Annotated in this window: 17 protein-coding genes; 5 read left to right on the forward strand and 12 right to left on the reverse strand. The window is 66.1% G+C overall.

Annotated elements, in window-relative coordinates; translation table 11 throughout:
- Nucleotides 1–202: 202 nt before the first annotated feature.
- The 8 genes from ASC76_RS19700 to ASC76_RS19735 form a co-directional block, all read right to left on the reverse strand.
- Nucleotides 203–1063 (reverse strand): DUF932 domain-containing protein, encoded by an 861-nt coding sequence (locus ASC76_RS19700; protein ID WP_056470309.1) that lies wholly within the window; start codon nucleotides 1061–1063, stop codon nucleotides 203–205.
- Between the two features lie 64 nt (nucleotides 1064–1127).
- Nucleotides 1128–1595 carry a single-stranded DNA-binding protein gene (locus tag ASC76_RS19705; protein WP_082549305.1) on the reverse strand — a complete coding sequence of 156 codons (468 nt, stop codon included), beginning with the start codon at nucleotides 1593–1595 and terminating at the stop codon, nucleotides 1128–1130.
- A 626-nt stretch (nucleotides 1596–2221) separates the two neighbouring features.
- Nucleotides 2222–2650 carry a hypothetical protein gene (locus tag ASC76_RS19710; protein WP_056471175.1) on the reverse strand — a complete coding sequence of 143 codons (429 nt, stop codon included), beginning with the start codon at nucleotides 2648–2650 and terminating at the stop codon, nucleotides 2222–2224.
- Nucleotides 2651–2668: 18 nt separating this feature from the next.
- Nucleotides 2669–3088: a secondary thiamine-phosphate synthase enzyme YjbQ gene (locus ASC76_RS19715; RefSeq protein WP_371262161.1), complete on the reverse strand. Its 420-nt coding sequence runs from the start codon at nucleotides 3086–3088 to the stop codon at nucleotides 2669–2671.
- A gap of 91 nt (nucleotides 3089–3179) precedes the next feature.
- Nucleotides 3180–5186 (reverse strand): ParB/RepB/Spo0J family partition protein, encoded by a 2007-nt coding sequence (locus ASC76_RS19720; protein ID WP_056470313.1) that lies wholly within the window; start codon nucleotides 5184–5186, stop codon nucleotides 3180–3182.
- Nucleotides 5187–5600: 414 nt separating this feature from the next.
- Nucleotides 5601–6113, reverse strand: coding sequence for a DNA repair protein RadC (gene radC, locus ASC76_RS19725; protein ID WP_056470317.1), 513 nt, complete (start codon nucleotides 6111–6113; stop codon nucleotides 5601–5603).
- 358 nt (nucleotides 6114–6471) lie between these two features.
- Complete coding sequence (locus ASC76_RS19730) at nucleotides 6472–6945, reverse strand: DUF1810 domain-containing protein (RefSeq protein ID WP_371262156.1); 474 nt, start codon at nucleotides 6943–6945, stop codon at nucleotides 6472–6474.
- Nucleotides 6902–7861, reverse strand: a complete 960-nt coding sequence (locus tag ASC76_RS19735; protein ID WP_056471178.1) for an SOS response-associated peptidase family protein — start codon at nucleotides 7859–7861, stop codon at nucleotides 6902–6904. The genes ASC76_RS19730 and ASC76_RS19735 overlap by 44 nt, the downstream gene beginning before the upstream one ends.
- 204 nt (nucleotides 7862–8065) lie before the next feature.
- Between ASC76_RS19735 and imuA the strand changes: the two genes are divergently transcribed.
- Genes imuA through ASC76_RS19760 form a run of 5 tightly spaced genes read left to right on the forward strand, consistent with a single transcriptional unit; the run spans nucleotide 8066 to nucleotide 16631 of the window.
- Nucleotides 8066–8926, forward strand: a complete 861-nt coding sequence (gene imuA / locus ASC76_RS19740; RefSeq protein WP_082549306.1) for a translesion DNA synthesis-associated protein ImuA — start codon at nucleotides 8066–8068, stop codon at nucleotides 8924–8926.
- On the forward strand, nucleotides 8868–10196 hold the full coding sequence (locus tag ASC76_RS19745; RefSeq protein WP_056470323.1) for a DNA polymerase Y family protein: 1329 nt from the start codon (nucleotides 8868–8870) through the stop codon (nucleotides 10194–10196). Before imuA ends, ASC76_RS19745 begins: the two co-directional genes overlap by 59 nt.
- A 20-nt stretch (nucleotides 10197–10216) precedes the next feature.
- Nucleotides 10217–13336: an error-prone DNA polymerase gene (locus ASC76_RS19750; protein WP_200947179.1), complete on the forward strand. Its 3120-nt coding sequence runs from the start codon at nucleotides 10217–10219 to the stop codon at nucleotides 13334–13336.
- Nucleotides 13337–13392: 56 nt separating this feature from the next.
- The gene (locus tag ASC76_RS19755; RefSeq protein ID WP_056470327.1) at nucleotides 13393–14265 is read left to right on the forward strand and encodes a hypothetical protein; all 873 of its coding nucleotides are present in this window, start codon (nucleotides 13393–13395) and stop codon (nucleotides 14263–14265) included.
- Nucleotides 14262–16631: an ATP-dependent DNA helicase gene (locus tag ASC76_RS19760; RefSeq protein ID WP_082549307.1), complete on the forward strand. Its 2370-nt coding sequence runs from the start codon at nucleotides 14262–14264 to the stop codon at nucleotides 16629–16631. The genes ASC76_RS19755 and ASC76_RS19760 overlap by 4 nt, the downstream gene beginning before the upstream one ends.
- A 376-nt stretch (nucleotides 16632–17007) precedes the next feature.
- Here ASC76_RS19760 and ASC76_RS19765 read toward each other — a convergent pair whose 3' ends face one another.
- From ASC76_RS19765 to ASC76_RS19780, 4 genes are read right to left on the reverse strand one after another with little or no spacing between them, the layout of a single operon-like run.
- Nucleotides 17008–17346, reverse strand: coding sequence for a copper-binding protein (locus tag ASC76_RS19765; protein ID WP_235580523.1), 339 nt, complete (start codon nucleotides 17344–17346; stop codon nucleotides 17008–17010).
- Between the two features lie 9 nt (nucleotides 17347–17355).
- The gene (locus ASC76_RS19770; protein ID WP_056470333.1) at nucleotides 17356–20535 is read right to left on the reverse strand and encodes an efflux RND transporter permease subunit; all 3180 of its coding nucleotides are present in this window, start codon (nucleotides 20533–20535) and stop codon (nucleotides 17356–17358) included.
- Nucleotides 20532–22040, reverse strand: coding sequence for an efflux RND transporter periplasmic adaptor subunit (locus ASC76_RS19775; RefSeq protein ID WP_056470336.1), 1509 nt, complete (start codon nucleotides 22038–22040; stop codon nucleotides 20532–20534). Before ASC76_RS19775 ends, ASC76_RS19770 begins: the two co-directional genes overlap by 4 nt.
- Nucleotides 22037–23269: a TolC family protein gene (locus ASC76_RS19780; protein ID WP_056470338.1), complete on the reverse strand. Its 1233-nt coding sequence runs from the start codon at nucleotides 23267–23269 to the stop codon at nucleotides 22037–22039. The genes ASC76_RS19775 and ASC76_RS19780 overlap by 4 nt, the downstream gene beginning before the upstream one ends.
- Nucleotides 23270–23328: the final 59 nt, after the last annotated feature.

Genomic DNA, 23328 nt, shown 5'->3' on the forward strand with positions numbered 1-23328 from the left:
ACCGAGCGCCGCCGATGCGACGCCCAGTCTCCCGACCTGCGGCCTCGATGGCCAAGAGGTCGGGCACCGCGAGCCGGCGCAGCCGGCGAGCGCCGCCGCCAGGCGTGAGCGCTTTCCCGTGCCGAGCCCATCATCGACCCGGAACGACAGGTGGTCGGTGCTGAATCTCCGCAGAAATTCAGCACCTCCATCGTTGAAAACGTCAGGCAGAACGAATCTTGCGCATCTCCTCGGCCAGCACCCACAGCGCGCGATTCAGGTTCACGCTGCGGTCGATGCTGCCCACCGTTCGCGTCTGCATCCGGCGGCCCTGCACACTGCGTCCCCGCTGCCCGCCCTGAATGGCGTTCTCCTGGACCCGCTGGAATGTGGTCCACAGGCTGTGACCGAGGTCCTCCGGGCGGCGCGCCTCGATCAGTTGCTCGGCGGTGATCGGCGCGGGCGGTTGTCCCTCGGTGCGCTCGCCATAGCGCAGCGCCAGTGCCGCGGTCGCGAAGGCGCGCTGCTCGTCGACCTTCAAGGTCAGCGCCTTCATGCCGTCCGTCGAAGCATCGACCGCCTCGAAGTCGTCCAGCACGCGGAACGCGCCTTCGATCACGTCATCCTGAATGTTGCCCTTGTGCGGGATGCGGATGTCGTTCGACACGGTGCCGACCACCAACCCGTTGCAGCAGACGAAGCGGAACACGCCCGCGAGCATCTGGTACGAACTCGCCCCGTCGTGGCTGTTGATCAGGATGATCTCGTTCGCTTCCGGCCGGGCCTTGACGTGCCCCGCGTGCCGCATGCGGATCATGTGCTTCGTGAACTCGGATTTGCCTTCGATCCTGCTCTTGCTCTGCGCGACCATGAAGGGCTCGAACCCCTCCTTGCGGAGGCCGCGCAGCACCTCGATGGTCGGGATGTACGTGTAGCGCTCGGAACGGCTCGCGTGCTTGCCCTCCGCGAAGATCGACGGCGCGGCCTGCCGCATCTGGTCTTCCGCGAGGGGCTGCTCGCTGCGGATCACGTGGGTGTTGCGCGCAAAGCGCGTCGCGAGACTCGGGCTGGTGCTTGAAAACATGTTGACTCCTTGTCGATGAGGAAAGACGGCGGGCCGGCGCATACGCGCCCTGCCCGCTCGCAGATCAGTTCGCCGCAGCGGCGCCGCGACCCTGAGCACCGGAACGGCCTGCGCGCCCACGCGGCTTCGCCGTCGTGCGCTTCGCGGTCGTGTCGTCGGGCGCCTCGTCCTGCCGCTCGCGACGCGCGTCGGAATCGGCCTTGCTGTCGAGGTAGTCGAGCTCCTCGCAGGTGAACTGAAACCCGTAGACGGTGCTGCCGTCCTTGTCATAGTTGTTGTTCCGCAGGCGCCCGACCACGTTGACACGCGAACCCTTGCCGAGGTACTCGGCGGCGTTCTCGGCCTGCTTGCCCCACAGCGTCCACTGGATCGCGGTCGCTTCCTCGGCCCGGTCGTCACCCGACCCGCGCCGTGTGTTGCTGATGATGGTCACGGTGCCCTTGGCGACCTCGCCATCGCGACCTTTGACGAACTCGACCTTGACGGCCGAAGCCAGGCGCGCGTTGCGCTGTTCCACTCGTACGAATGCCATGATGAATCTCCAGTCAGAACGATCAGCCGGAACCCGTCTTGAGTCCCTTCAAACTGATCCTTCTGCTCGGACTTCCTCGCACCCGCCCACGGGCGGGCGGGGGGTGGGCATGGCCTCTTCCCTCACGGGAAGAGGTGGGAGATGGGTGGGGTTGCGTTTGGGTACCAGCAGCCGAAGCGATGAGCCAGTTTCCGGCCCACCGCTGTTTTAGATCCCCCCACAAGTCCCCCTCATTGAAGACGGGGGCGCAGCTGGGGGGAGCGCGGTGGGTTGTACTGGCGATCAAGGCTGCAAAGAGTGGAAAGAGGGCCCGCAGCACAGGCGAACGATGTGACAGGTCTCCTGGCGCAGCGGATGCGCGGAGGAGCCCGCCCCGTCCCTGAGAGTCGGCGGCTCCGCGGCACGCGTGACACCAAGTGAGCCGAAGGCGAAGCGACTGGCGCGTGGGCCGAGCCGGCTCGATCACTTGCGGCCGGGGCCGTCACGGCACGCAGCGCTTTCGCCCTTCGAGATTCGAGATTCGAGATTCGCGTCAGGGATGGCCGCCCGCAGGGGTGCGACGTCGGACTTCGACGGCGGCTCGACGCGCAGCGCAACAGCCCGGCTCGGCGCATCCGGGCGAAGCCCTACAACGTGAGTTTCGAATGCTTGATCGCGCGGTAGTAGCTCAACGAGTTGGCGGCCTGGCGCTCAGGCCTCGTGCACCACAGGATCAGCGCAAGCAACGCCACCTGGATCGGCAACCGAAGCCACAGTGCCCACAACGGGATCGCCGCAAACAGGTCCGGCCTTTGCAGCATGTAGACGTGGCACGGCGTGACGGCGACCGTCAGCAGGAACAGCCCGATGCCTGCCGCGCGTCGCGTCGGCCGCCACAGGAGCCCCACCGGGCCGAGCAACTCGAACACGCCGCTGACCAGCACGGCAGCGCGCGGCCACGGAATGTAGGGCGGCACGATCCGCATCTCGGTCTCGGTCGCCACGAAGTGGGCGATGCCGCCGACGAAGAACCACAGGAAGACGACGATCAGACCGGCCAGCTTCCCGCGCGACATCGACACACTCGCCATCCCTCACTCTCCCAACAGATGCAGCACGATTTCGCGCCGATGCGGCCGCGTGCGGTGCTCCCAGAGATAGATTCCCTGCCACGTCCCGAGCGCCAGGCGCCCATCGGACAGAGGCACCGACAACTGCACCGCCGTCAGCGCCGCACGCACGTGGGCCGGCATGTCGTCGGCACCCTCGTCGTGATGCCGGAACAACGGATCGCCATCGGGCACGAGCCGCGCGAAGAAGCGGTCGAGGTCGCCCCGCACGTCCGGGTCGGCGTTCTCCTGGATCAGCAGGCTGGCGGAAGTGTGCCGAACGAACACGGTCAGCAGGCCGGCCGCGAGGCCCGACTCGTCGACCCATTCCGTGACCGGACGCGTGACCTCGAGCAGCCCGCGTCCGCGGGTCTCGAAGGTCATCGACGTGGTGAACTGGCGCAGCATCGGAGCAGCATAAGGCACGGCGGATGCCGACCCGAGCCGGGCATCCGCCGTGATGGGCGGCCCCGGCATCAAGGCCGGGGCCGCTGCTTCACTCCTGACCCGCTTCGCCGTCCTCGTCAGCGCTCGACGCGTTGGCGGACGACGCAGCGTCGGAACGCTCCGACGCCGATGGCGCACAGAGCATCGCCGGCAACCAGCCACTCCCCGCCGCGAGCCGCTCGGCCTCGCTCGCGAGGTCGCCCTTCTTCAACTTCGACAGACGTGTGACCTGATCCGGTGCGAACACCGCCACCGCTTCCAAGGCCTTGGCTTTCGAGACATGCTCGAAGTAGCCTGCGGCCGTCGGCGTCCACCACACGTGCATGTCGAGGTCGAGTGCACGCGCCAGCAGGCTCGCGGGCGCCTCGGTTTCGCGGGACTGGATCGCACCGACGGTCGAGGCGACGCAGACCGCGAGCAACGCGATGAGATCGGTCTGCGGCATCGCGAGCAGCACTTCGAACATCGCGGCCGAATCGTCCGGCAGGCGCCCGGCCCACGCCTCGCAAACTGCGCGCAGGCCCAACGCGGCTGGCGCCTCGACGATGTCCGGTGCGTGGGTCACCAACCCATCCACATGGGACGTGGCGCTGATGTTGATCGGCGATCCCTCGTAGCCGTTGCAGATCACGCGCCGAGCCAGGTGGTGCACCAGCAGCACCAAGGCGATCTGCGGATGACGAGCCACCTCGGCCTGCAACGCAGCCGTGCGATGCGCACTCAGCCGGCGCACCAGCTTTTCCGACAGGCTCGCCTTCGGCGGCTCCGCAGCGCCGACCTCGGCATCGCCGCCCGTCGCGCCACCCTCACCTTTCACGCGCTCGCGCAGCTTCTGGGCTTGCTCACCGCGCAGCAAGCCCCGATGCACGACGACGGCACCGGCATGGTCGACAGCCACCACTGCACCGGCCTGTGCGAGCACCTCCGGCGCGTAGGTCGTCAGCGACTGATTGATCGCATCGATCTGGTCGCCCAACGCATCGAGCTGGTCCTGCAAGCCCTGCGCATCCTCGTCCGACACGTCGGCCTCCTCGTCGTCCAGACGATCCTGCAGGGCCTGCTGCTCGGCTTCGAGCTTGGCGATCCGCTTCGCCTCGGCCTTGGTCGGCTGGCGGCGCTCGCGTCGCGCCCGCTGGAACACATGCAATTCGGCATAGGTTGCACGCGGCACCACGTCGATCCACGCCCAGCCTTCCCCGCGCACCTGTTCCGCCGTATCGGCCAGCTTGTCGCGCGCCAGTCGATCCAGCAATGCCGGGTCGGTCAGGTAAGCGCCCTGTTGCTCGTCCGAGAACAGGTCGCGCCGCAGCGCACCGCCTGCCGCCTCATAGGCATCGAGCCCGACGAAGCGCGCCAGCGCATCGCCAGCCGCCGACAGCTCGTCCTGCGTCAGGTGCTCGCGCAACGCATCGGGACTGCGCTGCCAATCGGGCGAGTCGTAGAACGCGGCCTCCTGCGCCGCAGGATCGTCGGTGATCGCCAGCGCCATCAACTGGTCGAGGGTCACCGCATCGACCCGGTAGTCCGCGAGCAGTCGCGGCGACACGTTCGCCAACTTGAGGCGACGCTGCACCACCAACGGTGAGACGCCGAAGTCGGCCGCGATGTCCTCGACCGGGTGACCTTCGGCGACCAACGCGGCGAAGGCCTCGAACTGATCCGCCGGGTGCATCGACTCGCGCTGCACGTTCTCGGTCAGGCTCACCGTGCGCGCCGCGCCGTCCGGCACGAGCAGACACGGCACCTCGAAGTCTTTCGCGAGCTTGCGCCGCTTCACCAGCAGCTTGAGGGCGGCGAGGCGACGACGACCCGCGACCACGTCGAAGCGCTCGCCATCGACGTTCTGCACGACCGCGAGGTTGTGAAGCAAGCCGACGCGCGCGATGCTCGCGGCGAGTTCCGGGATCGAGGTGCCGCCACTGCGGCGCACGTTCCGACTCGACGGTCGCAGCAACGACAGCGCCACGAGCCGCCGCTCCTGGCCTGCGGCACATGTAGATGAGGATGCCGCCGCCGTAGCGATGGCGGTGGTTTCGGAAAGGGTCATCGTGTTCATGGATTTGCTCCTGCCCCCTCGGTCGCATTCAGCGACACCGGGGACCGTTGATGGAAGATTTCGACAGACGGTTCGGGCTAGTGGTGCTGCTGCATCGGCGCTCTCCTTGGCTGTTGGTCGGATGTGGGCTCCGCAGGGCCGCGAAGCCCCTTCGCGGCCATAGAGGCCGATCCGGCCGGCGCGGGTGCGCCGTCAAGGGAGGAAGCGCAGCCGCTGGCGCGGCCCGCAGGCGAAGCCGAGGACTCGGGCGGCTGCGCGGCCCTTGACGGGAGGAGCGACCGCAGAGGCCACGCAAGCCGGCCACGGCCGGCGCGCAGGCGGCACGCAGCGAAGCACAGAGCCGCCGAAGGCGGAGCCGTTGGCACGACATGGCTCATTGAGAAGCGCAGCAAAAAGGGGGCGATGCCCCCTGCGCTACATCAGGCCACGTTCGGCCATCGACAGAACATCCGGCCCTGCAACGATCAGGTGATCGAGCACCCGAACGTCGACCAGGCTCAGCGCGCTCTTGAGCGTCTGCGTCAGGAACTCGTCCGCCCGCGACGGCTCCGCGACGCCCGACGGATGGTTGTGCACCAGGATCACGGCCGCCGCATTGCGCGCCAGCGATTCCTTCACGACCTCCCGCGGATACACCGCCGTCTGGCTCACCGTGCCGCGGAAAAGCTCCACGAGATCGATCAGTGCATGCTGCGCATCGAGCATCAGCACCGCGAAGACCTCGTGCTCCAGGCCACCCAGCCGAACCCGCAGAAAGTCTCGCACCGCCTGCGGAGAGCCCAACACCTCACGGCCTCGCAAGTGATGCCACAACAGTTGCTGCGCTGCTCCCAGCACCTCGTCGTCTTGAGCAGGTCGATAGCTGCCCGTGACATCGCGAACGAGGAGAACAGAAGACTCGATGGAAGAGTTGAGATCGTGTGCCATGGTCGGCTCCGTGCATCGGGCGGGATTGCCCGAGACGTGTCCAGCACGGCGCAGCACAGCCGTCAGGGTTCGCAGACGGACGCAGGCCGCGAGCACGATGCGAAGCAGCGCGCGCAGACCTTGACGGCGAGAACGCCGTGGTACGTTGAAGGAGCAGCAAGCCGCCCCGCTCCACCCTTCGAAGGCATCGGCAAGCGCAGCGTGCAGGCGTGAGGGATCAATGCCGCATGGCCGCAACTCGACGCGAGGTGCGGGGCAACGCCCGAGAGCCCGACGGCAGCCCGTGCCGGCACGTATCTTCATCGCCACTCAGCACAACCAAGAAGGCAGCGAATGCGTCAAAGCCGAGGAGTAATCCTCAGCGAGTCGGACGATCTTCCGACAGCGCCATCGTCTTCTCGTCGCGTCTTCCGCCATAGAAGCGCTCGAGCGCGACACCAAAGCATTCGTCCGGCGAGACCTGCTCGAACAACGTCAGGCAGCTGCAGAACTTCAAATCGTCCGGCGACCCGAAGATCTCGTGAGCCGTCTTCGACGGCACTTCGAGTACCGCCAGTACGCACTCTTTCAACCTCGGACCCAGGACGGGGTGCGACCAGTACGAGTGCGCTTCAATCAGGTCGTGCAGCCCGTAGAACTGCGCCATCGAGCTGCGACCCAGCGCCTTCAACTGAGGGAACACGAACCACATCCAGTGCGACTGCTTGTGCCCTGCCTTCAGCTCCGCCAGAGCGGTCGCGTAGACCGGTGCCTGCGCTTCCACGAACCGCCTCAGATCGCCCATTGCGTCATGCCGCCAGGCGGTGCTCGTAGTACGGCCGCGCCCGATCATCCAGGATCGCGTACTGCGCCGAGAGGTTCTTCGGATCGGGACTGAGCCAAGCATCGATGTTCTCGGGCCTGATCGGAATGATGCAGCGGTCGTGACCGGCAGCGGACACCTCCGCCGGCGGTTCGTCCGTGATCGCCGCGAACGACAGCAGGTCGGGCTCCCCCGGAGCCGACCATCGCGACCACAGGCACGCCACCAGCATGTCCTGCGTCGGCCGGGGCCGAAACTCCAGGATCAGGTTCTTCACGTCCTCGCCGTCTCCGAGTGCCCGTCCCTCGGCACGATGCTGATTGACGTTCTCGAAGAACGCGTTGACCACCATCAGGCCGTGCGAGTAGCCGAACAGGCCCTTCCAGAATCCTTCCAGGTTCTCCCGCCGCGCGTTGTAGGTCCCCGGGTACTTCGTGTCGTAGAACGCCGGCTTGCCGGCCGGCCGGCATTGATAGCGCATCGGCTTGATCACGCGCCGGCCGTTCTCCATCACCATCACCGGCGCGTAGTGCCCCGGAAAGATGCGCGAGTCGCTCTCCTTCAATTCCAAACGCTTGAGGTCCGAGAGCTTGCTGATCGCCCACTCGATCTTGTCGGTCGCGATGCGCCGGCTGTTTGCCGCTGCCTTCGTGGTCTTCGTCTGGAGGGTTCTCTCGGCATCTGCGAGGCGCTTGCGCTGCTCGAACAGGCCCTGTTCGAGCCGGACCGTCTCCGCGGCCGCGAAGCTATCGATCGCAGCCTTGATCCGACGCTGGGCGTCGGTCTCGGGCTGCGCGAACGCTGCCTCCACCGCCTTCGGGATCTTGATCTTGGCGTCGTCGATGTGGCGCCAGAACAATTCGTAGAACTCCTTGATATCGAGTTCCGCATTGAAGTCCCGGATGTAGCGACGATAGTCCGCCCAGACGAGAGCCGAGTAGCACATGAACATCCTTGCAGCGAGATGGTGGGTACGCAGCGGCAGTTTACGGAACCTTCACGATGACTCTTCTCGACGCCAAAAGCCAAGGCGCCAACGCCTTCGCAAGGTCATCACCGCGCCGGAATTCACGACCAGATCGCCGACGATTTGCAGGTCACCGGACTTTGGTGCAATACTGGATGCCCATACAGTATTCAGGAGCCCCCCATGGCCGCCGTCCTGGAGTGGGCCGGCGACGACGAGGAGCCGGTCCCGGCATCCTTTCCGTCGTCGCAGCACCGCACCCGAGGCCGACGGACACCTGTGCGCCCGGGCGAATTGCCGCCCGACATCGAAGCGGCAATCTGGCGCGGCGACCAGCTCGGCTCGCCGGTCACGTCCGTCATCTCGAGCGGCTTCAAAGCCCTGGACGCCGAACTTCCCGGTGCGGGCTGGCCCTGCCATTCCCTCACCGAAATCCTGCAGCCCCAACCCACGGTCGCCGAGTGGCGCCTGCTTGCACCAGCGATGCGCCAGGTCGTGGCCAACGGCGGCAACGTGGTCGTCGTCGGCCCACCGAAGATTCCGCACCTGCCTGGTCTGAAGTACGCCGGACTCGACGAACGGCACCTGGTCTGGATTCAGGCCGACACCCCGGCCGAACGACTGTGGGTGACGGAACAGCTGATCAAGACGAACGCGGCGGGGTTGCTCGTCTCGTGGCTGCCTCAGGCACGCCAGGAGCAGATCCGACGCCTGCAGGTCTGCGCACAGGCCTGCGATGGACCGGCCTTCCTGTGCAGACCAGCAGCCGCAGAGCACGAGCCCTCCGCGGCGCCGCTGCGCATCCAGCTCACGTTCGGCGTGGACTGGGAAGTGCACGTGCATCTTCTCAAACGCAAGGGGCCGACCCACGAAGGCCACATCGCCCTGCGCTCGGTGCCGGGCGGTCTCGAATCCATCATCACGCCCCGGCTCAGAACGCCGAGCGCTCTCATCGCCGCGCGCAAGTCGCGCGACGATCAACCCCATGTTGTGGGCAGCCCTGCTCCCCGACAAGCTTCCATCCGACGAGTCACGGCGCACTGACGCGGTCTCGGGACTCGCGACCTGGTGCCTTCAGTTCACACCCCGCGTCGCCGTCATCGAACCGCTGTCGGAGTCGCCCGCCGTCGTGATGGAGGTCGAGGCAAGCGTCCGCCTCTTCGGTGGCAAGCGCAAACTCGTCGAACGGGTCCGTGACGAAGTCGGTGACCTCGGCGTGCGACAGCTCAGCTGGGCACCGACGAGCCTGGCCGGCGTCGCGCTTGCGAGAGCGGGCAAGTCGAATGGTTTCGCGAAACCGATCGAGCAGCTCCTCGATGCCCTGCCCGTCGAGACGCTGACGGCGGTTGCCGTGCATCACGCGACCCTGGTTCGAGTCGGCTGCCGGACCCTGGGCGATGTGCGCAAGCTGCCGCGCGGTGGCCTCAGCCGCCGCTTCGACGCCGAGCTGTTAGGCGCGCTCGATCAGGCCTACGGCCTGCGACCCGAAGCCCATCGCTGGGTCGAACTGCCCGACACCTTCAGCGCGAAGTTCGAACTGATGGCTCGGGTCGAGATGGCCCCAGCGATGTTGTTCGGCGCGCGACGGCTGATGTTGCAGATGTCGGGTTGGCTTGCAGCGAGGCACTGCGGCGTCACCGCCTTCACGCTGCGCTGGTGGCACGACGCGATGCGCGCGAAATCCGCCGGCCAAAGCGGCGAGATGACGGTCCGCACCGCGCAACCGACACGCGACATCGAGCACCTCACCCGACTGCTGGCCGAGCACCTCGCCAAAGTTGAACTGCTGGCTCCGGTCGGCGACCTGGAACTGCTCGCCCTCGACGTGCAATCGCTGGAGGAGCACAGCACCACGCTCTTCCCCGAGCCCCAGCAAGCAGGCGAGAGCCTCGCCCTCGTCCTCGAACGCATTGCGGCACGACTCGGTCCGGACCGCGTCCTGCGACCGGTCGTCGTCGAGGACGATCGCATCGAGTGGATGACCCACTGGCAACCGGCGCCCGAACCCCGACCACGCAAACTCAATCGGTCGGTCGACATCCCGCAGCCGACCTTCGTGTTCGACGCACCCCTGCGGCTGGCGACGCGCGGCGAGCGACCGCTCTACCAGGGGATGCTCCAGCTGCTCGCCGGACCGCACCGGATCGAAGGGGGCTGGTGGGACCGCACCACCGAGAACGGCGAGCAGACCACACGGAACGTCGTGCGCGACTACTGGGTTGCGCTGAGCGAACACGCCGGCATCCTGTGGGTGTTCCAGACGCGCCTCGCCAACGACGAAACGCAGTGGTTCGTCCACGGCGTCTTCGCCTGAGCCCTTCACCAGGTCATGCCGTGAGCACCATTCCCGACTACGCCGAACTGCGTTGCGTCAGCAACTTCACCTTCCTGCGCGGCGCCAGTCAGCCCGAGGAACTGGTCGAGCGCGCGAAGCAGCTCGGCTATACGGCCCTGGCCATCGCCGACGAGTGCTCGCTGAGCGGCATCGTGCGCGCCCACGTGGCCGCGAAGAAGAAGGAACTCAAGCTGCTCGTCGGCAGCCAGTTCGCCATCGACTGGGGCATCGCGGCATCGACAGAGACCACGCCATTCGAGCTCACAGTCCTCGCCTGCAACCTGCACGGCTACGGCAACCTGTCGCAGTTCATCACCAAGCTGCGTCGGTCATCGCCGAAGGGCACGTATCACCTCGACATCTCCAACATCACCGGTGACGAGCTCGCCGACTGCGTGGTGCTGGCGTCGCCGAAGCGCATGGCCGAGCCGGAGCAGCTGAGCAGCGTCGCGAAGTGGCTCCTCGACCATTTCATCGGCCGGTGCTGGTTCGGCGTCGACCTGCTGCGCATCCTCACCGACGAGATGTGGCTGCACAGGCTGCGCGAGGTCAGCGCGGCCAGCGCGATCCCGCTGGTCGCGGCCGGTGACGCGCACTTCCATGTGCGCTCGCGCAAACCGCTGCAGGACGTACTCACCGCGACGCGCGTCGGCAAGCCATTGACCGAGTGCGGACTCGACCTCCAGCCGAACGCCGAACGGCATCTGCGCACACGACTGCGCCTCGCCCAGACCTATCCGGAGGACCTGCTCGCCGAAACATTGAACGTAGCATCACGCTGCGTCTTCAGCCTCGACGAACTGCGCTACCAGTACCCCGACGAAGTGATTCCGAAGGGCGAGACACCGGCCTCGTATCTGCGCAAGATCACCTACGAAGGCGCGGGACGTCGCTGGCCCAAGGGCATGCCCGCGAAGGTCCAGACCCAGATCGAGTACGAACTCCAGCTGATCGGCGAGCTGAAGTACGAGCACTACTTCCTGACCGTCGCGGACATCGTCGCCTTCGCACGATCGCGGCACATCCTCTGCCAGGGCCGCGGCAGCGCCGCCAACAGCGTGATCTGCTATTGCATCGGCGTGACCGAGGTCGACCCGGCCCGCATGAGCGTGTTGTTCGAGCGCTTCATCTCGAAGGAGCGCAACGAGCCGCCTGACATCGACATCGACTTCGAGCACGAACGGCGGGAGGAGGTGCTGCAGTACCTGTACACGAAGTACGGCCGCGATCGCGCGGCACTCACCGGCGTCGTCATCAGCTATCGCCCGAAGAGCGCGATTCGCGATGTCGGCAAGGCCCTGGGTTTTCCGCTGGAGACCGTCGATGCGATCGCCAAGGGCCACGTCTGGTGGGACGGCAAGGACGTGAAGAAGGAACGCCTCGAGGAACTCGGGCTCTCGGTGGACGACCTGCAGGTGCGGCAGCTCCTGCACCTGACGCAGCAACTGCTGGGTTTTCCGCGCCACCTGAGCCAGCACACGGGCGGCTTCGTGCTGACGAAGGGGCCACTGTCGCGCATGGTGCCGATCGAGAACGCGTCGATGAAAGACCGCACGGTCCTTCAGTGGGACAAGGACGACCTCGACGCGCTCGGCCTCCTCAAGGTGGACTGCCTGGCCCTCGGCATGCTGACGGCGATCCGCAAGTCACTCGAGTTCATCGGCACGCGCAAGGGTTACGTCTTCGAGATGCAGGACATCCCAGGCGAGGACACCGCCACCTACGACATGATCTGCAAGGCCGACACGGTCGGCGTGTTCCAGATCGAGAGCCGCGCACAGATGAGCATGCTGCCGCGGTTGCGACCGCGGTGCTTCTACGACCTGGTCATCGAGGTCGCGATCGTCCGGCCGGGACCGATCGTCGGCGGCATGGTCCATCCGTATCTGAACCGCCGGCAGGGCAAGGAGCCGACCACGTACCCGAGCGAAGCCTTGAAGGAAGCACTCGGACGAACGCTGGGTGTACCAGTGTTCCAGGAACAGGTGATGCAGATCGCGATGATCGCGGCCGGATTCACGCCCGGCGAGGCCGACGAGCTTCGACGCGCGATGGCCGCCTGGAAACGCAAGGGCAGCCTCGATCGCTACTACGACAAGATCGTGAACGGCATGACCGAACGCGGTTACGAGAAGGAGTTTGCCGAGGCCATCTTCCAGCAGATCCACGGGTTCAGCGAGTACGGTTTTCCGGAGTCGCACGCGGCCTCGTTCGCGCTACTGGTCTACGCCAGCTGCTGGATCAAACATCACCACCCGGCCGAGTTCCTGGCGGCGATGCTGAACTCTCAGCCGCTCGGGTTCTATTCGCCTTCGCAACTCGTCCAGGACGCGAAACGTCATGCGGTCGAGGTCCGTGCCGTGGACGTGATGGTCAGCGATGTCGACTGCACGCTCGAGGATCTACCGCATCCACCGGCGGTGCGGCTGGGACTGAGGATCATCTCCGGCCTCAAGGCGGAGACGATGGACCGCATCGTCGAGGCTAGACGCGACCGCGTTTTCGACTCCGCCGAAGACCTCGCGAGACGCGCACATGTCGATCACGCCGAGATGAAGCTGCTCGCTGGCGCCGACGCGCTGATGAGCCTGTCGGGCCATCGCCGACAACAGGTCTGGGATGCCGCCGCTCTGCGGTCGACACCCGAACTGCTTCACGAGGCCAGCTTCGACGAGGACATGCTCGAGCTTCCCCCGGCGCCGGAGGGTGAGGAGATCCTGTTCGACTATGCATCCCAAGGGCTCACCCTCAGGCGCCATCCCCTGGCGCTGCTGCGCGACAGACTCACCGAGCGCAAACTCATCACTGCCGAGCAGCTCGATGCGCTTCCCAACGGGCGACTCGTGCACTACTGCGGCATCGTGACACTGCGTCAGCAGCCGGAGACCGCGAACGGCACGGTGTTCATCTCGCTCGAGGACGAGACCGGCGTGGTCCAGGTGATCTGCTGGAAATCGCTTCGCGATGCGCAGCGCAAGGAACTGCTGAACGCACGCCTGTTGGAAGTGCACGGCCAGTGGCAACGCGAAGGCGACGTGAAGAACCTGATCGCCGGGAAACTGGTCGACCTGACGCCGCTGCTCGGCCGTCTCGCCACCGAAAGCCGGGATTTCAAATGAGGCCCGTCCGTGGTGAACGCTGCCTTGGTGCTCACTCCCCACTGATCTGATTACACATGGACATCTCCCTGCCGATATGGCCGCGCCGCGTTCATCTCACGCGCCTGATGTCGATCTGGCGGTCGGCCGGATGGCCCTGCCGTGACGCCGTCGAACTCGACCTGATCGCAGCAGGCTGGGCAACGCTCCTTGAGGGTGCTGGTGGACACGAAACCATGCGGCTGACGCCAGCGGGCATCCACCTGCTGGCGGATTCCCGGCAACGCAACCGGCGAGCCCTTAGCGATCACGACCGGCTGGCGGGTCGCGTCGCTGCCAACCTGATGGCCGCAGGACGGATCGTCTGGCGGGAATTGTCACTGCGCGCACGGATCAACGCCAACGATCCGGCATCGAACGGTTCCGCGACCATTACCGACGAGGCACTGTGGGCGGAGGACGAGGCGAACCTCCAACCATCCCATCAGGGCAAGGCGGCGTGGCGCATGGCCAGACCCGATGTGTTCTCGGTGCGCCGGACATCGGTCGAGGAATATCTTCGGCCCACGGTGCACGAGGTCAAGGTGAGCCGGGCCGATCTGCTGTCCGACCTTCGCCACGCAGCCAAACGCGCGTCCTACCAGTGGCTGTCCTGCGAGACCTACTTCGTGTTCCCGGCCGGCGTGGCAGAGCCGCGTGAGATTCCCGAAGCCTTCGGCGTCTGGCTGCTGAATGGTTCCATCGAAGCCGGCACGCTCGACCTGATCCGTCCCGCGCGGCACGTCGCCTGCAAGTTGCCGTTCCCGGTATGGATGGCGCTGGCCGCGGCGCCTCCGACCCGCCGTGAAGACGAAGCGATGCAGCGGGAACTGGCAGACGCGTCCGCTGCAGGGGAGTCGATCGACGACGCTGCGTTCGAAGCAGCGCTGCGCAATGGCAGCGACCTGTGAAGACCTACACCGTCGCCGTCCGCACGCTCTGCGAATTCGCCGCCAAACAGGGCGACCTGGACCTGCGATTCACCCCGTCGCCCACCTCCCAGCAAGGCGTCGCGGGCCACCAGACGGTCGCCGCGAGTCGCTCGGCGTCGTACCGCAGCGAAGTCACGGTGCGCGGCGAGTACCGGCACCTGGTCGTGCGGGGACGCGCCGACGGCTACGACCCCGATCGGCAGTTGCTGGAGGAGGTCAAGACGTTCAGGGGCGACCTCGACCTCATGCCCGCTAACCATCGCCATCTCCACTGGGCGCAGGCCAAGGTGTACGGCGCACTGGTGTGCCGGCAGCTCGACTTGCCGTCGTTGACCGTGGCGCTCGTGTACTTCGACGTCGGCAGGCAACAGGAGGCACTGCCGCTGACCCAGCGGTGCACGGCGAGCGAACTGCAGGCATTCTTCGAGGCACTGTGCGAGCGCTTCATCGCGTGGGCGGATTGTGAACTGGCGCACCGGGAAGGACGCGACGCGGCGCTGACGATCCTGCAGTTTCCGCATGCTGAGTTCCGGGCAGGACAACGCGATCTCTCGAAAGCCGTGTTCAACGCCGCGCGACTCGGTCGTTGCCTGCTGGCCCAGGCGCCCACGGGCATCGGCAAGACGATCGCCACCCTGTTTCCGATGCTCAAGGCTTGCCCCCCGCAGGAACTCGACAAGATCTTCTTCCTGACGGCCAAGGGCTCGGGCCGATCACTGGCGCTGAATGCACTGGAGACCATCCGTCGAAGTCAACCCGGCATGCCGCTGCGAGTCATCGAACTGGTCGCCCGCGAAAAGGCCTGCGAGCATCCCGACAAGGTGTGCCACGGCGAGTCGTGCCCGCTCGCTCGCGGCTTCTACGATCGACTGCCCACAGCTCGCACAGCGGCCGTGTCGGCCGGAACGCTGACTCGAGAGTCGATCCGTGAGATCGCCCTCGCGAATCAGGTGTGCCCGTACTACCTCGGCCAGGAAGTGGCGCGATGGTGTGACGTGATCGTCGGTGACTACAACCACTTCTACGACAGCACCGCGCTGTTGCACGGTCTGACGCTGGCGAACGCGTGGCGAGTCGGCGTCCTCGTCGACGAAGCGCACAACCTCGTCGATCGTGCGCGGGCCATGTACAGCGCGAGCCTGCATTCGGCGCAGCTGCGATCGGTCCGGGCGGCGGCGCCGGCCGCGTTGAAGGGGCCGCTCGATCGCCTGCAGCGATGCTGGAACCGGTCGGTCAAGGGCGCGACCGGGGCCTACACCGTCCTCGACGAGCCGCCACGGGCGTTCGCATCGGCACTTCAGGACGCCACCGGCGCGATCTCGGAGCACCTTGCCGAGAACCCGGCAGGGGTCGACGGTGCGTTGTTGCAGTTCTACTTCGATGCCCTGGAGTTCACACGTCGGCTCGACACCTTCGGCGCGCACTCACTCTTCGATGTCACGCTCGATCCGGGCACGGCATCGGGTCTGCTCCGGTCCGGCTCGACACTGTGTGTGCGCAATGTACTGCCATCGCCGTTCCTGAAAGCGCGCTTTGCGGCGGTCCGAGCCACCGTGCTGTTCTCCGCCACGCTGACGCCGTGGAACTTCTATGCAGACACCCTGGGCCTGCCGGATGACACCGCATGGCAAGACGTGGCCGCGCCGTTCCAGGCCGAGCAGTTGTCGGTGCACATCGTGCGCGACGTGTCGACCCGATATCGTGATCGCCGCAGTTCGCTGGCACCGATCGCGCGGCTCATCGCAGCGCAATTCGACTCAGCCCCCGGGAACTACATCGCGTTCTTCAGCAGCTTCGACTACCTCGAACAGGCGGTCGCAGAATTCAGGCAAAGGCACCCGGACATTCCGACGTGGCAGCAAGGGCGACGCATGCGCAACGCCGAACAAGAGGCTTTTCTGGCACGCTTCGATGTCGATGGCCGCGGCGTCGGATTCGCGGTACTCGGCGGCTCGTTCGCAGAAGGCATCGACCTCGTCGGAACGCGCCTGATCGGCGCGTTCATCGCAACGCTTGGACTCCCTCAGTCCAACCCCATGAATGACGAGCTTCGACGACGGCTCGATACCGAGTTCGGTGCCGGCTACGACTACGCCTATCTTTTCCCCGGCATCCGGAAAGTGGTGCAAGCCGCCGGTCGCGTGATTCGCACCCTGTCAGACAGCGGGACCCTTCACCTGATCGACGACCGGTTCGCGAGGCCCGAAGTACTGCGCCTGCTGCCGGTGTGGTGGGGAATCGGTGCTCCTTGCGAGACCACACCTCAAGCCTTCCCGGGTCGCGGCATGGTCGAGTCCTTCGTGCCCGTTTGCGAAAGCACAGTACGTCAGCGGGCGCATGCCTGAGCTCCGGAGGTGGGCCGAACAGCAGGGCGTCGTGTGGTTGACCGTCCTGTCGAGCCACCCCTCTCGGTCCGACTACCTCGAGCCAGATAAAGCCGAGACGTTCAACCGCGGCCGCGGCGGTCTGCCTTCGGCTCTGCTCATCGACGCGAGCGGTGCTGTGGGCAGTGCATATGGCGCAAAGACCGCCAACCACATGTTCATCGTTGGCAAGGACGGCATGCTGGTCTACGCCGGCGGCATCGACGATGGTGAGACCATCGACCCAAAGAAGGTGCTGGCCGCGCACAGCTACGTGCGTCCGGCGCTTGAAGAGGTCTTGGCCGTTTCGCTGTGCGCTTGCGTACGCGGGCTGAGCCAGCTAAGGCCGACCAGCCTCTCACTTGACCGCGTGCAGCTCCGTGACGGTGGCCTTGCCCTTGACCATCTCGGCCTGGAAGCGCACCTTGTCGCCAACCTTGAAGCCGTCGAGCATCTTCTTGTCGGCAATCTCGAAGCCCATTGTCATCGCGGGCATCGCCAGGTTCGGAATGTCTCCGTGCCGCAGGACGATGAGCCCGGTGATGGGGTCGAGCTTGCGCACCTCGCCGTTCACGAGCGACATGGCCGCAGCGGAAGCGGAAGCCGTGGGTTTCATCGGCATTTGCATCGACTGAGCCATCGACAGGCCGGAGGTGCCGAGCAGAACCGTGGCTGTGAGCGTAGTGAGTGTCTTCATGGAAGTCCTTCAGGAATTGGCTGGTTTGGGTAGCGGCTGAACGATTGAGGTCGCGGCAGGCGCTCGCTGAGCGCCGCGCCGCCGGTGCACGAGGTACCAGGCCGCTGGTATGACCAGCATCGACAGCAGCGGTGCCGTGACCATGCCGCCGACCATCGGAGCGGCAATGCGCGTCATGACTTCGGAGCCCGTGCCGGTTCCCCACAGGATGGGCAACAGGCCCGCCATCACCACCGCGACAGTCATCGCCTTGGGGCGCACGCGCAGCACCGCACCTTCGCGAATGGCTGCCAGCAACGTCTCTTCGTTGTCAGGCTCTCCCGCAGCCAAGCGCCTGGCCAGTGCGTTCTTCAGATAGATGAGCATCACCACGCCAAACTCGGCGGCAACACCCGCGAGCGCGATGAACCCGACAGCCGTGGCCACGGAAACGGAATGGCCCAGCGCCAGAATGAGCCAGAAGCCGCCGACCAGGGAGAACGGCACCGCAGCCATGACCAGGCCAGCGTCCGCGAACGAGCGGAACAGCAGGTACAGCAGCACGAAGATGACGGCCAGGGTCACCGGCACTACGAGCTTCAGCCGCTCGGTCGCGCGCTCCAGATACTCGAACTGCCCGGACCAGGACACGGCATAGCCGGCGGGCATTGCCACGTACTTGGCAACCGCCGCTTGCATGTCCGTCACGACCGAACGCAGGTCACGACCTCGAACGTCGACGTAGACCCTCCCGGACAATCTGGCGTTCTCGCTACGCAGCATTGGCGGGCCTTCTTCGATGGAGATGCGGGCCACGTCCTGCAGCAGCACGGTCGCCCCTTTCTCGGTCACGAACGGCAGCTGACGCAGCCGCTCGAGCGAGTCGCGGATTTCGCGTGGGTAGCGGACGTTGACGGGATACCGCTCGCGGCCCTGGATGACCTCGCCGACGTTGTCGCCGCCGATGGCGGTCGAAACCACAGCCTGCACGTCCGCCACCGACAGGGCGTAACGCGCGGCAGCCAGGCGGTCGACGTCCACGTCGATGTATCGACCGCCGGTCAAGCGCTCGGCGAGCGCTGACGAGACGCCGGCAACCCCCTTCACTGCCGCCTCGATTTGCGTCGCCAGACGGTCGATGGTTGCCAGGTCTGCGCCGGCGACCTTGATGCCAACCGGACTCTTGATGCCGGTGGCCAGCATGTCGATGCGATTCCGGATTGGCGGTACCCACACGTTGGAAAGGCCGGGTACCTTTACCACGCGGTCGAGCTCGTCGACCAGCCTGTCCGGCGTCATTCCCGCACGCCACTGCTCCCGCGGCTTGAATTGGATGGTGGTCTCGAACATTTCCAGCGGCGCTGGGTCCGTTGCCGTGTCCGCGCGACCAGCTTTGCCGAACACGCGCTCGACCTCGGGTACGGTCTTGATGAGCCGGTCGGTCTGCTGGAGCAGCTGAGCGGCCTTCGACACGGAAATGCCCGGCAGCGCTGACGGCATGTACAACAGGTCTCCCTCGTCGAGCGCAGGCATGAACTCGCCTCCGAGGCGCGTGACCGGAATGGCCGTCAGCGCCAGCACCGCAGCGGACGCGACCAGGGTCGTCTTGGGGAAACGCAAGACTGCATCGAGTGCCGGGCGGTAGACCGCAATCAGCAGGCGGTTCACCGGATTGGATGCTTCGTGCGGGATGCGTCCGCGGATGAAGTAGCCCATGAGCACCGGGACCAGCGTCACCGACAAGCCCGCGGCCGCCGCCATCGCGTAGGTCTTCGTGAACGCCAGCGGTGAGAACAGTCGCCCTTCTTGGGCTTCGAGTGCGAACACCGGCACGAACGACAGCGCGATGACCACCAGCGAGAAGAAAAGAGCCGGCCCGACTTCGACGCAGGACTCGACCACCAGGTGCCAGCGCTCCGTTGTCGTCGGCGCTCGGCCATGCTCCGCCTCGAAGGCTTCGATGTGCTTGGCCATGTTCTCGACCATCACGACCGAGGCATCGGTCATCGCGCCGATGGCGACGGCGATGCCACCTAGCGAGAGGATGTTCGCGCTGACGCCTTGCCAGTGCATGACGATGTAGGCTGCGAGGACGCCAACCGGGAGCGCGACTACCGCCACCAGCGCCGAGCGCAGATGGAATATGAAGATGGCGCAGACGACCGCCACCACGACGAACTCTTCGATGAGCTTGGAGCGCAGGTTGTCGACAGCCCGGTCGATGAGCTTGGAGCGGTCGTAGGTCTCGACCACTTCGACGCCCGGCGGCAGGCTGGGCTTGAGCGCAGCAAGCTTGGCCTTGACCGCCTCGATGGTTGTACGGGCGTTCTTGCCCGAGCGCATCACCACGACACCGCCGGCGACCTCGCCCTCCCCATCGAGCTCGGCAATGCCGCGGCGCATCTCTGGCCCGATCTGCACGGTCGCAACGTCTCGGAGCAGCACCGGCGTCGTGCCGGACAACGACAAGGGAATGGTGCGGAAGTCGTCCAGCGACTTCAGGAACCCGCGTGAGCGCACCATGTACTCGGCTTCGGCCATCTCGACGACCGACCCGCCCGAGGATTGGTTGGCGTTCTTCAGCGCCTCCATCACCGCCCCTTGCGTGACGCCAAGCGCGCGCATGCGGTCGGGGTCGAGCACGACCTGGTACTGCTTGACCATGCCGCCGATGCTGGCGACCTCGGAAACATCGGGAACGGTCTTCAGTTCGAACTTCAGGAACCAATCGTTCAGCGCGCGCAGCTGGCTGAGGTCGTTCTTGCCCGTCCGGTCGACCAGTGCGTACTCGTAGACCCAGCCCACGCCGGTCGCGTCCGGGCCCAGCGCCGCAGTCGCGCCCGGCGGCAGCTTGCTCTGCACCTGGTTGAGGTACTCGACGACGCGCGACCTCGCCCAATACGCGTCGGTCTTGTCGTCGAACAGGATGTAGACGAACGAGTCGCCGAAGAAGCTGTAGCCGCGGACGGTCTTGGCACCGGGGACGCTGAGCATCGTCGTGGTTAGCGGGTACGTGACTAAGTCCTCGACCACCTGCGGCGGCTTGCCCGGGTACGTGGTCCGCACTATCACTTGAACGTCGCTCAAATCGGGCAACGCGTCTACTGGCGTCTTCTTGACCGACCACAGCCCCGCGGCCACTAGAAAGGCAGTCGCCATCAGCACGAGGAACCGGTTGCCGACCGACCAACGGATGAGCGTGGCAATCACTTGGCTCCTCCAGTTCGCTGGACCGACACGAGCTCGTAGTCCATGGCGCCACCCTTCTTGAACTCGAAGCGGACGGTGTCGCCAGGCTTGATGTCAGCGAAGGCCTTGGCATTCGGCTTGCCGAAACCCATCGTCATCGACGGCCATTTCAGCGCGGCAGTTGGGCCATGCGAGATGGTGATGCCGTCGGTTTCGACGCTCTCGACCTTGCCTTCGCCGACGAAAACGCCGGAGGTCGCTGCGGACATGGACGCGGCCGAGGCCGGTGCTTCCGCGGCTGCCGCGCTCATGCTGCCGGTCACCGAACGCAGGCGAGCCTCCGAGTCGATGAGGAACTGGCCACTGGCCACGACCACCTCACCTTCGGTGAGGCCTTGCGTGACTTCTATGTCCTCGCGCACCTCTTGACCAACGCTCACGTCCCGACTTTCGAACGAGCCGTTCTCCTTGCGCACGAGGACGACAGCGCGCTTGCCCGTACGGATGACGGCCTCGGAGGGAACAACGAGTCGCGACGAAGTCGGACCGGCCACCTGCAGGCGCAGCAGCATCCCCGGGGTGAGTTTGCCGCGCTTGTTGTCGACTTCGAAGCGAGCCTGCAGCGTCCGGGTGCTGGCGCTGACCTGCGGGAGGATTTCCTTCAGTTCGCCGTCGAACGTCTGTGAGGCGTCGGCCTGCAGCACCGCTTTGACTTTCTGGCCCCGCGTGAGGCGAATGGCTTGGGCTTCTGGCACCTCGGCCACGGCCCACACCTTCTCCAGCCCGGCGATGCGGAACAGCGTCATCCCCGGCGAAACGGCCATACCCTCGCGCACGCCCAACTCGGCGACGACGCCGCTGACTGGCGCACTGAGGGTGAAGCGCGCCTGTGCAGTCCCCGACTCTTCGCTCTGGCGGATGAGGGACTCGGGAATGGACATCGCGCGCATGCGGTCTCGTGCAGCCGCGATGAGGTCTTGCGGCACGCCGGCGCGCTTCAGCGCAAGCAACTCGTTCTGGGGGCCGAGCCAATCGGGCGCGAAGATGGTCGCAAGCGCTTGTCCCGTGCGGACCTGCTCCATCGGTGCCCGCACTGCAAGGCGCTCCACGTAGCCTGCGACCCGCGTTTGGACGGCCACGTTGAGGCGTTCGTCGAATTGCACCGCACCTACCGCGTCGAAGGAAGCCGAGATGTCGGCCTTTCGTACTGCGGCGGTGCGGATGCCGAGGTTCTGCTGCACCGTCGGACTGACCTTGACCCCACCGTCACTGGCGTCGCCGTCGGCGTAGACCGGCACCAGCTGCATGTCCATGAACGGAGACTTGCCGGGCTTGTCGAACCGTTGGCCCGGCACCATGGGATCGTGCCAGTAGAGAACTTTCTTGTCGGCAGAACCCGATGCGCCAGGCGCAGTTGTCGTGGCCATCTCGGTGGAACCACTGGTGTGCCGGCCGGCGTAGAAGCTGCCCGCGACCAGGGCGGCAGCGCCCAGCAGCGACAGCGCAATGACTTGAGCGCGCTTCATTGAGCACCTCCATTCACGATGGGTTTGAAGGCGAGCTGAGCCTGCGCCTTGGCGAGGTCGCGCTGCAGCGTGAGCAGCTTCCGTTGGGCTTCAACTTCCATGTGCCGCGCCTCGAACAGCGACACCAGCGTCACCTGGTTCGAGCGGTACCCGGCGAGCGCGGCGGCTGTTCGTTGCTGCGTTGGCGCCACCACCGACGTCTGGCATCGCTGGATGCGGTCGGTCAGGCGCTGAGCGTCGCTGGTCAGGCCGCGAAACTCCGCTTGTGCCGCACGGGTTGCTTCGGCCAGAGTGCCCTCGGCCTTGTCGACCAGCGCGAGCTTGGACGCTGTGTCTCGGTCCTGCCGCTCCGCTGGCGACACTGGAAGCGGGATGCTCACGCCGAACGACACCATGTCCGAGTAGCCGGTCCGCTGACCGTAGGACACCTCCCAGGACCAGTTGGGCTTGCGGTTGCTTGCGGCGACCGCCGCTTCCTGGCGCGCGAGCTCGATGTCACGCTGCGCCGCCAGCACCATCGGGTGGCTCGCGACGAAAGCTTGCTCATCGAGACGGGCTAGTTCGACCGGCGCTGCGAGGTCGTCGGTCTTGAGGCCGACCCATCGCTCCAACGCGACGCGAGCGGTACCCTGCTGCTGCCGGACCTCTGCGGACTCGTCCTCGGCGATGCCTCGCGAACTGGTCGCGGCCAGCACCTCCTGGCTGCTGCCAGCGGATGAGGACAACCGAGCCTTGGCGGCTTCCAGTTCCTCGTGAACATGGTGCTCGGAAAGCGTGGTCAGCTTGAGCGTCTCGCCGGCGAAGTAGGCATCGACGTAGGCGAGCGCCGTCTGCAGTCGAACGTCGGCCGCCGCGGCTTGGACAGCAACGGACTCGCGGCTGACCATCGCATCGGCGGCAGCTTGGCGGGCGGCGCGTTTCTCCGCCGAGACCCACTCCTGCCCAATGCCGATGCGCTTCATCGTCATGGAGTCGCGCGTGGTGCTGAGGCGGTCGCCACCGGTGACGGGCAAGTTGTCGACACCGGCACGGAGTGTCGGGTCCGGCAGTTGGCCGGCCGCGCGGGCCGCCTCCGAGGCGCTGACGACGCCGGCGCGCGCCGACCGTTTGGCTTCGGAGCGTTGAACCGCCAGGTCGAGCGCCTGGGTAAGCGTGAGCGGTGCAGCGACCGTCAGTGCCGGCAGCAATGCGACGGCCAAGGCCACCGCGCGCAGGGGTAGAGTGAACATGGGAACTCCGAAGACAAACGGGGCGTTTGCTGGCGAGCGGGCAAGCCGCACCAGCGCCG

It is taken from the genome of Rhizobacter sp. Root404, assembly GCF_001425865.1.
Taxonomy (GTDB): domain Bacteria; phylum Pseudomonadota; class Gammaproteobacteria; order Burkholderiales; family Burkholderiaceae_C; genus LMDS01.

What these genes read in the sequence shown, in the direction of transcription:
- ASC76_RS19700 (WP_056470309.1), bottom strand. Translation starts at nt 1,063, where the DNA reads ATGTTTTCAAGCACCAGCCCGAGTCTCGCGACGCGCTTTGCGCGCAAC.
- ASC76_RS19705 (WP_082549305.1), bottom strand. Translation starts at nt 1,595, where the DNA reads ATGGCATTCGTACGAGTGGAACAGCGCAACGCGCGCCTGGCTTCGGCC.
- ASC76_RS19710 (WP_056471175.1), bottom strand. Translation starts at nt 2,650, where the DNA reads ATGTCGCGCGGGAAGCTGGCCGGTCTGATCGTCGTCTTCCTGTGGTTC.
- ASC76_RS19720 (WP_056470313.1), bottom strand. Translation starts at nt 5,186, where the DNA reads ATGAACACGATGACCCTTTCCGAAACCACCGCCATCGCTACGGCGGCG.
- radC (WP_056470317.1), bottom strand. Translation starts at nt 6,113, where the DNA reads ATGGCACACGATCTCAACTCTTCCATCGAGTCTTCTGTTCTCCTCGTT.
- ASC76_RS19730 (WP_371262156.1), bottom strand. Translation starts at nt 6,945, where the DNA reads ATGATCGGGCGCGGCCGTACTACGAGCACCGCCTGGCGGCATGACGCA.
- ASC76_RS19735 (WP_056471178.1), bottom strand. Translation starts at nt 7,861, where the DNA reads ATGTGCTACTCGGCTCTCGTCTGGGCGGACTATCGTCGCTACATCCGG.
- imuA (WP_082549306.1), top strand. Translation starts at nt 8,066, where the DNA reads ATGGCCGCCGTCCTGGAGTGGGCCGGCGACGACGAGGAGCCGGTCCCG.
- ASC76_RS19745 (WP_056470323.1), top strand. Translation starts at nt 8,868, where the DNA reads ATGTTGTGGGCAGCCCTGCTCCCCGACAAGCTTCCATCCGACGAGTCA.
- ASC76_RS19755 (WP_056470327.1), top strand. Translation starts at nt 13,393, where the DNA reads ATGGACATCTCCCTGCCGATATGGCCGCGCCGCGTTCATCTCACGCGC.
- ASC76_RS19765 (WP_235580523.1), bottom strand. Translation starts at nt 17,346, where the DNA reads ATGAAGACACTCACTACGCTCACAGCCACGGTTCTGCTCGGCACCTCC.
- ASC76_RS19775 (WP_056470336.1), bottom strand. Translation starts at nt 22,040, where the DNA reads ATGAAGCGCGCTCAAGTCATTGCGCTGTCGCTGCTGGGCGCTGCCGCC.
- ASC76_RS19780 (WP_056470338.1), bottom strand. Translation starts at nt 23,269, where the DNA reads ATGTTCACTCTACCCCTGCGCGCGGTGGCCTTGGCCGTCGCATTGCTG.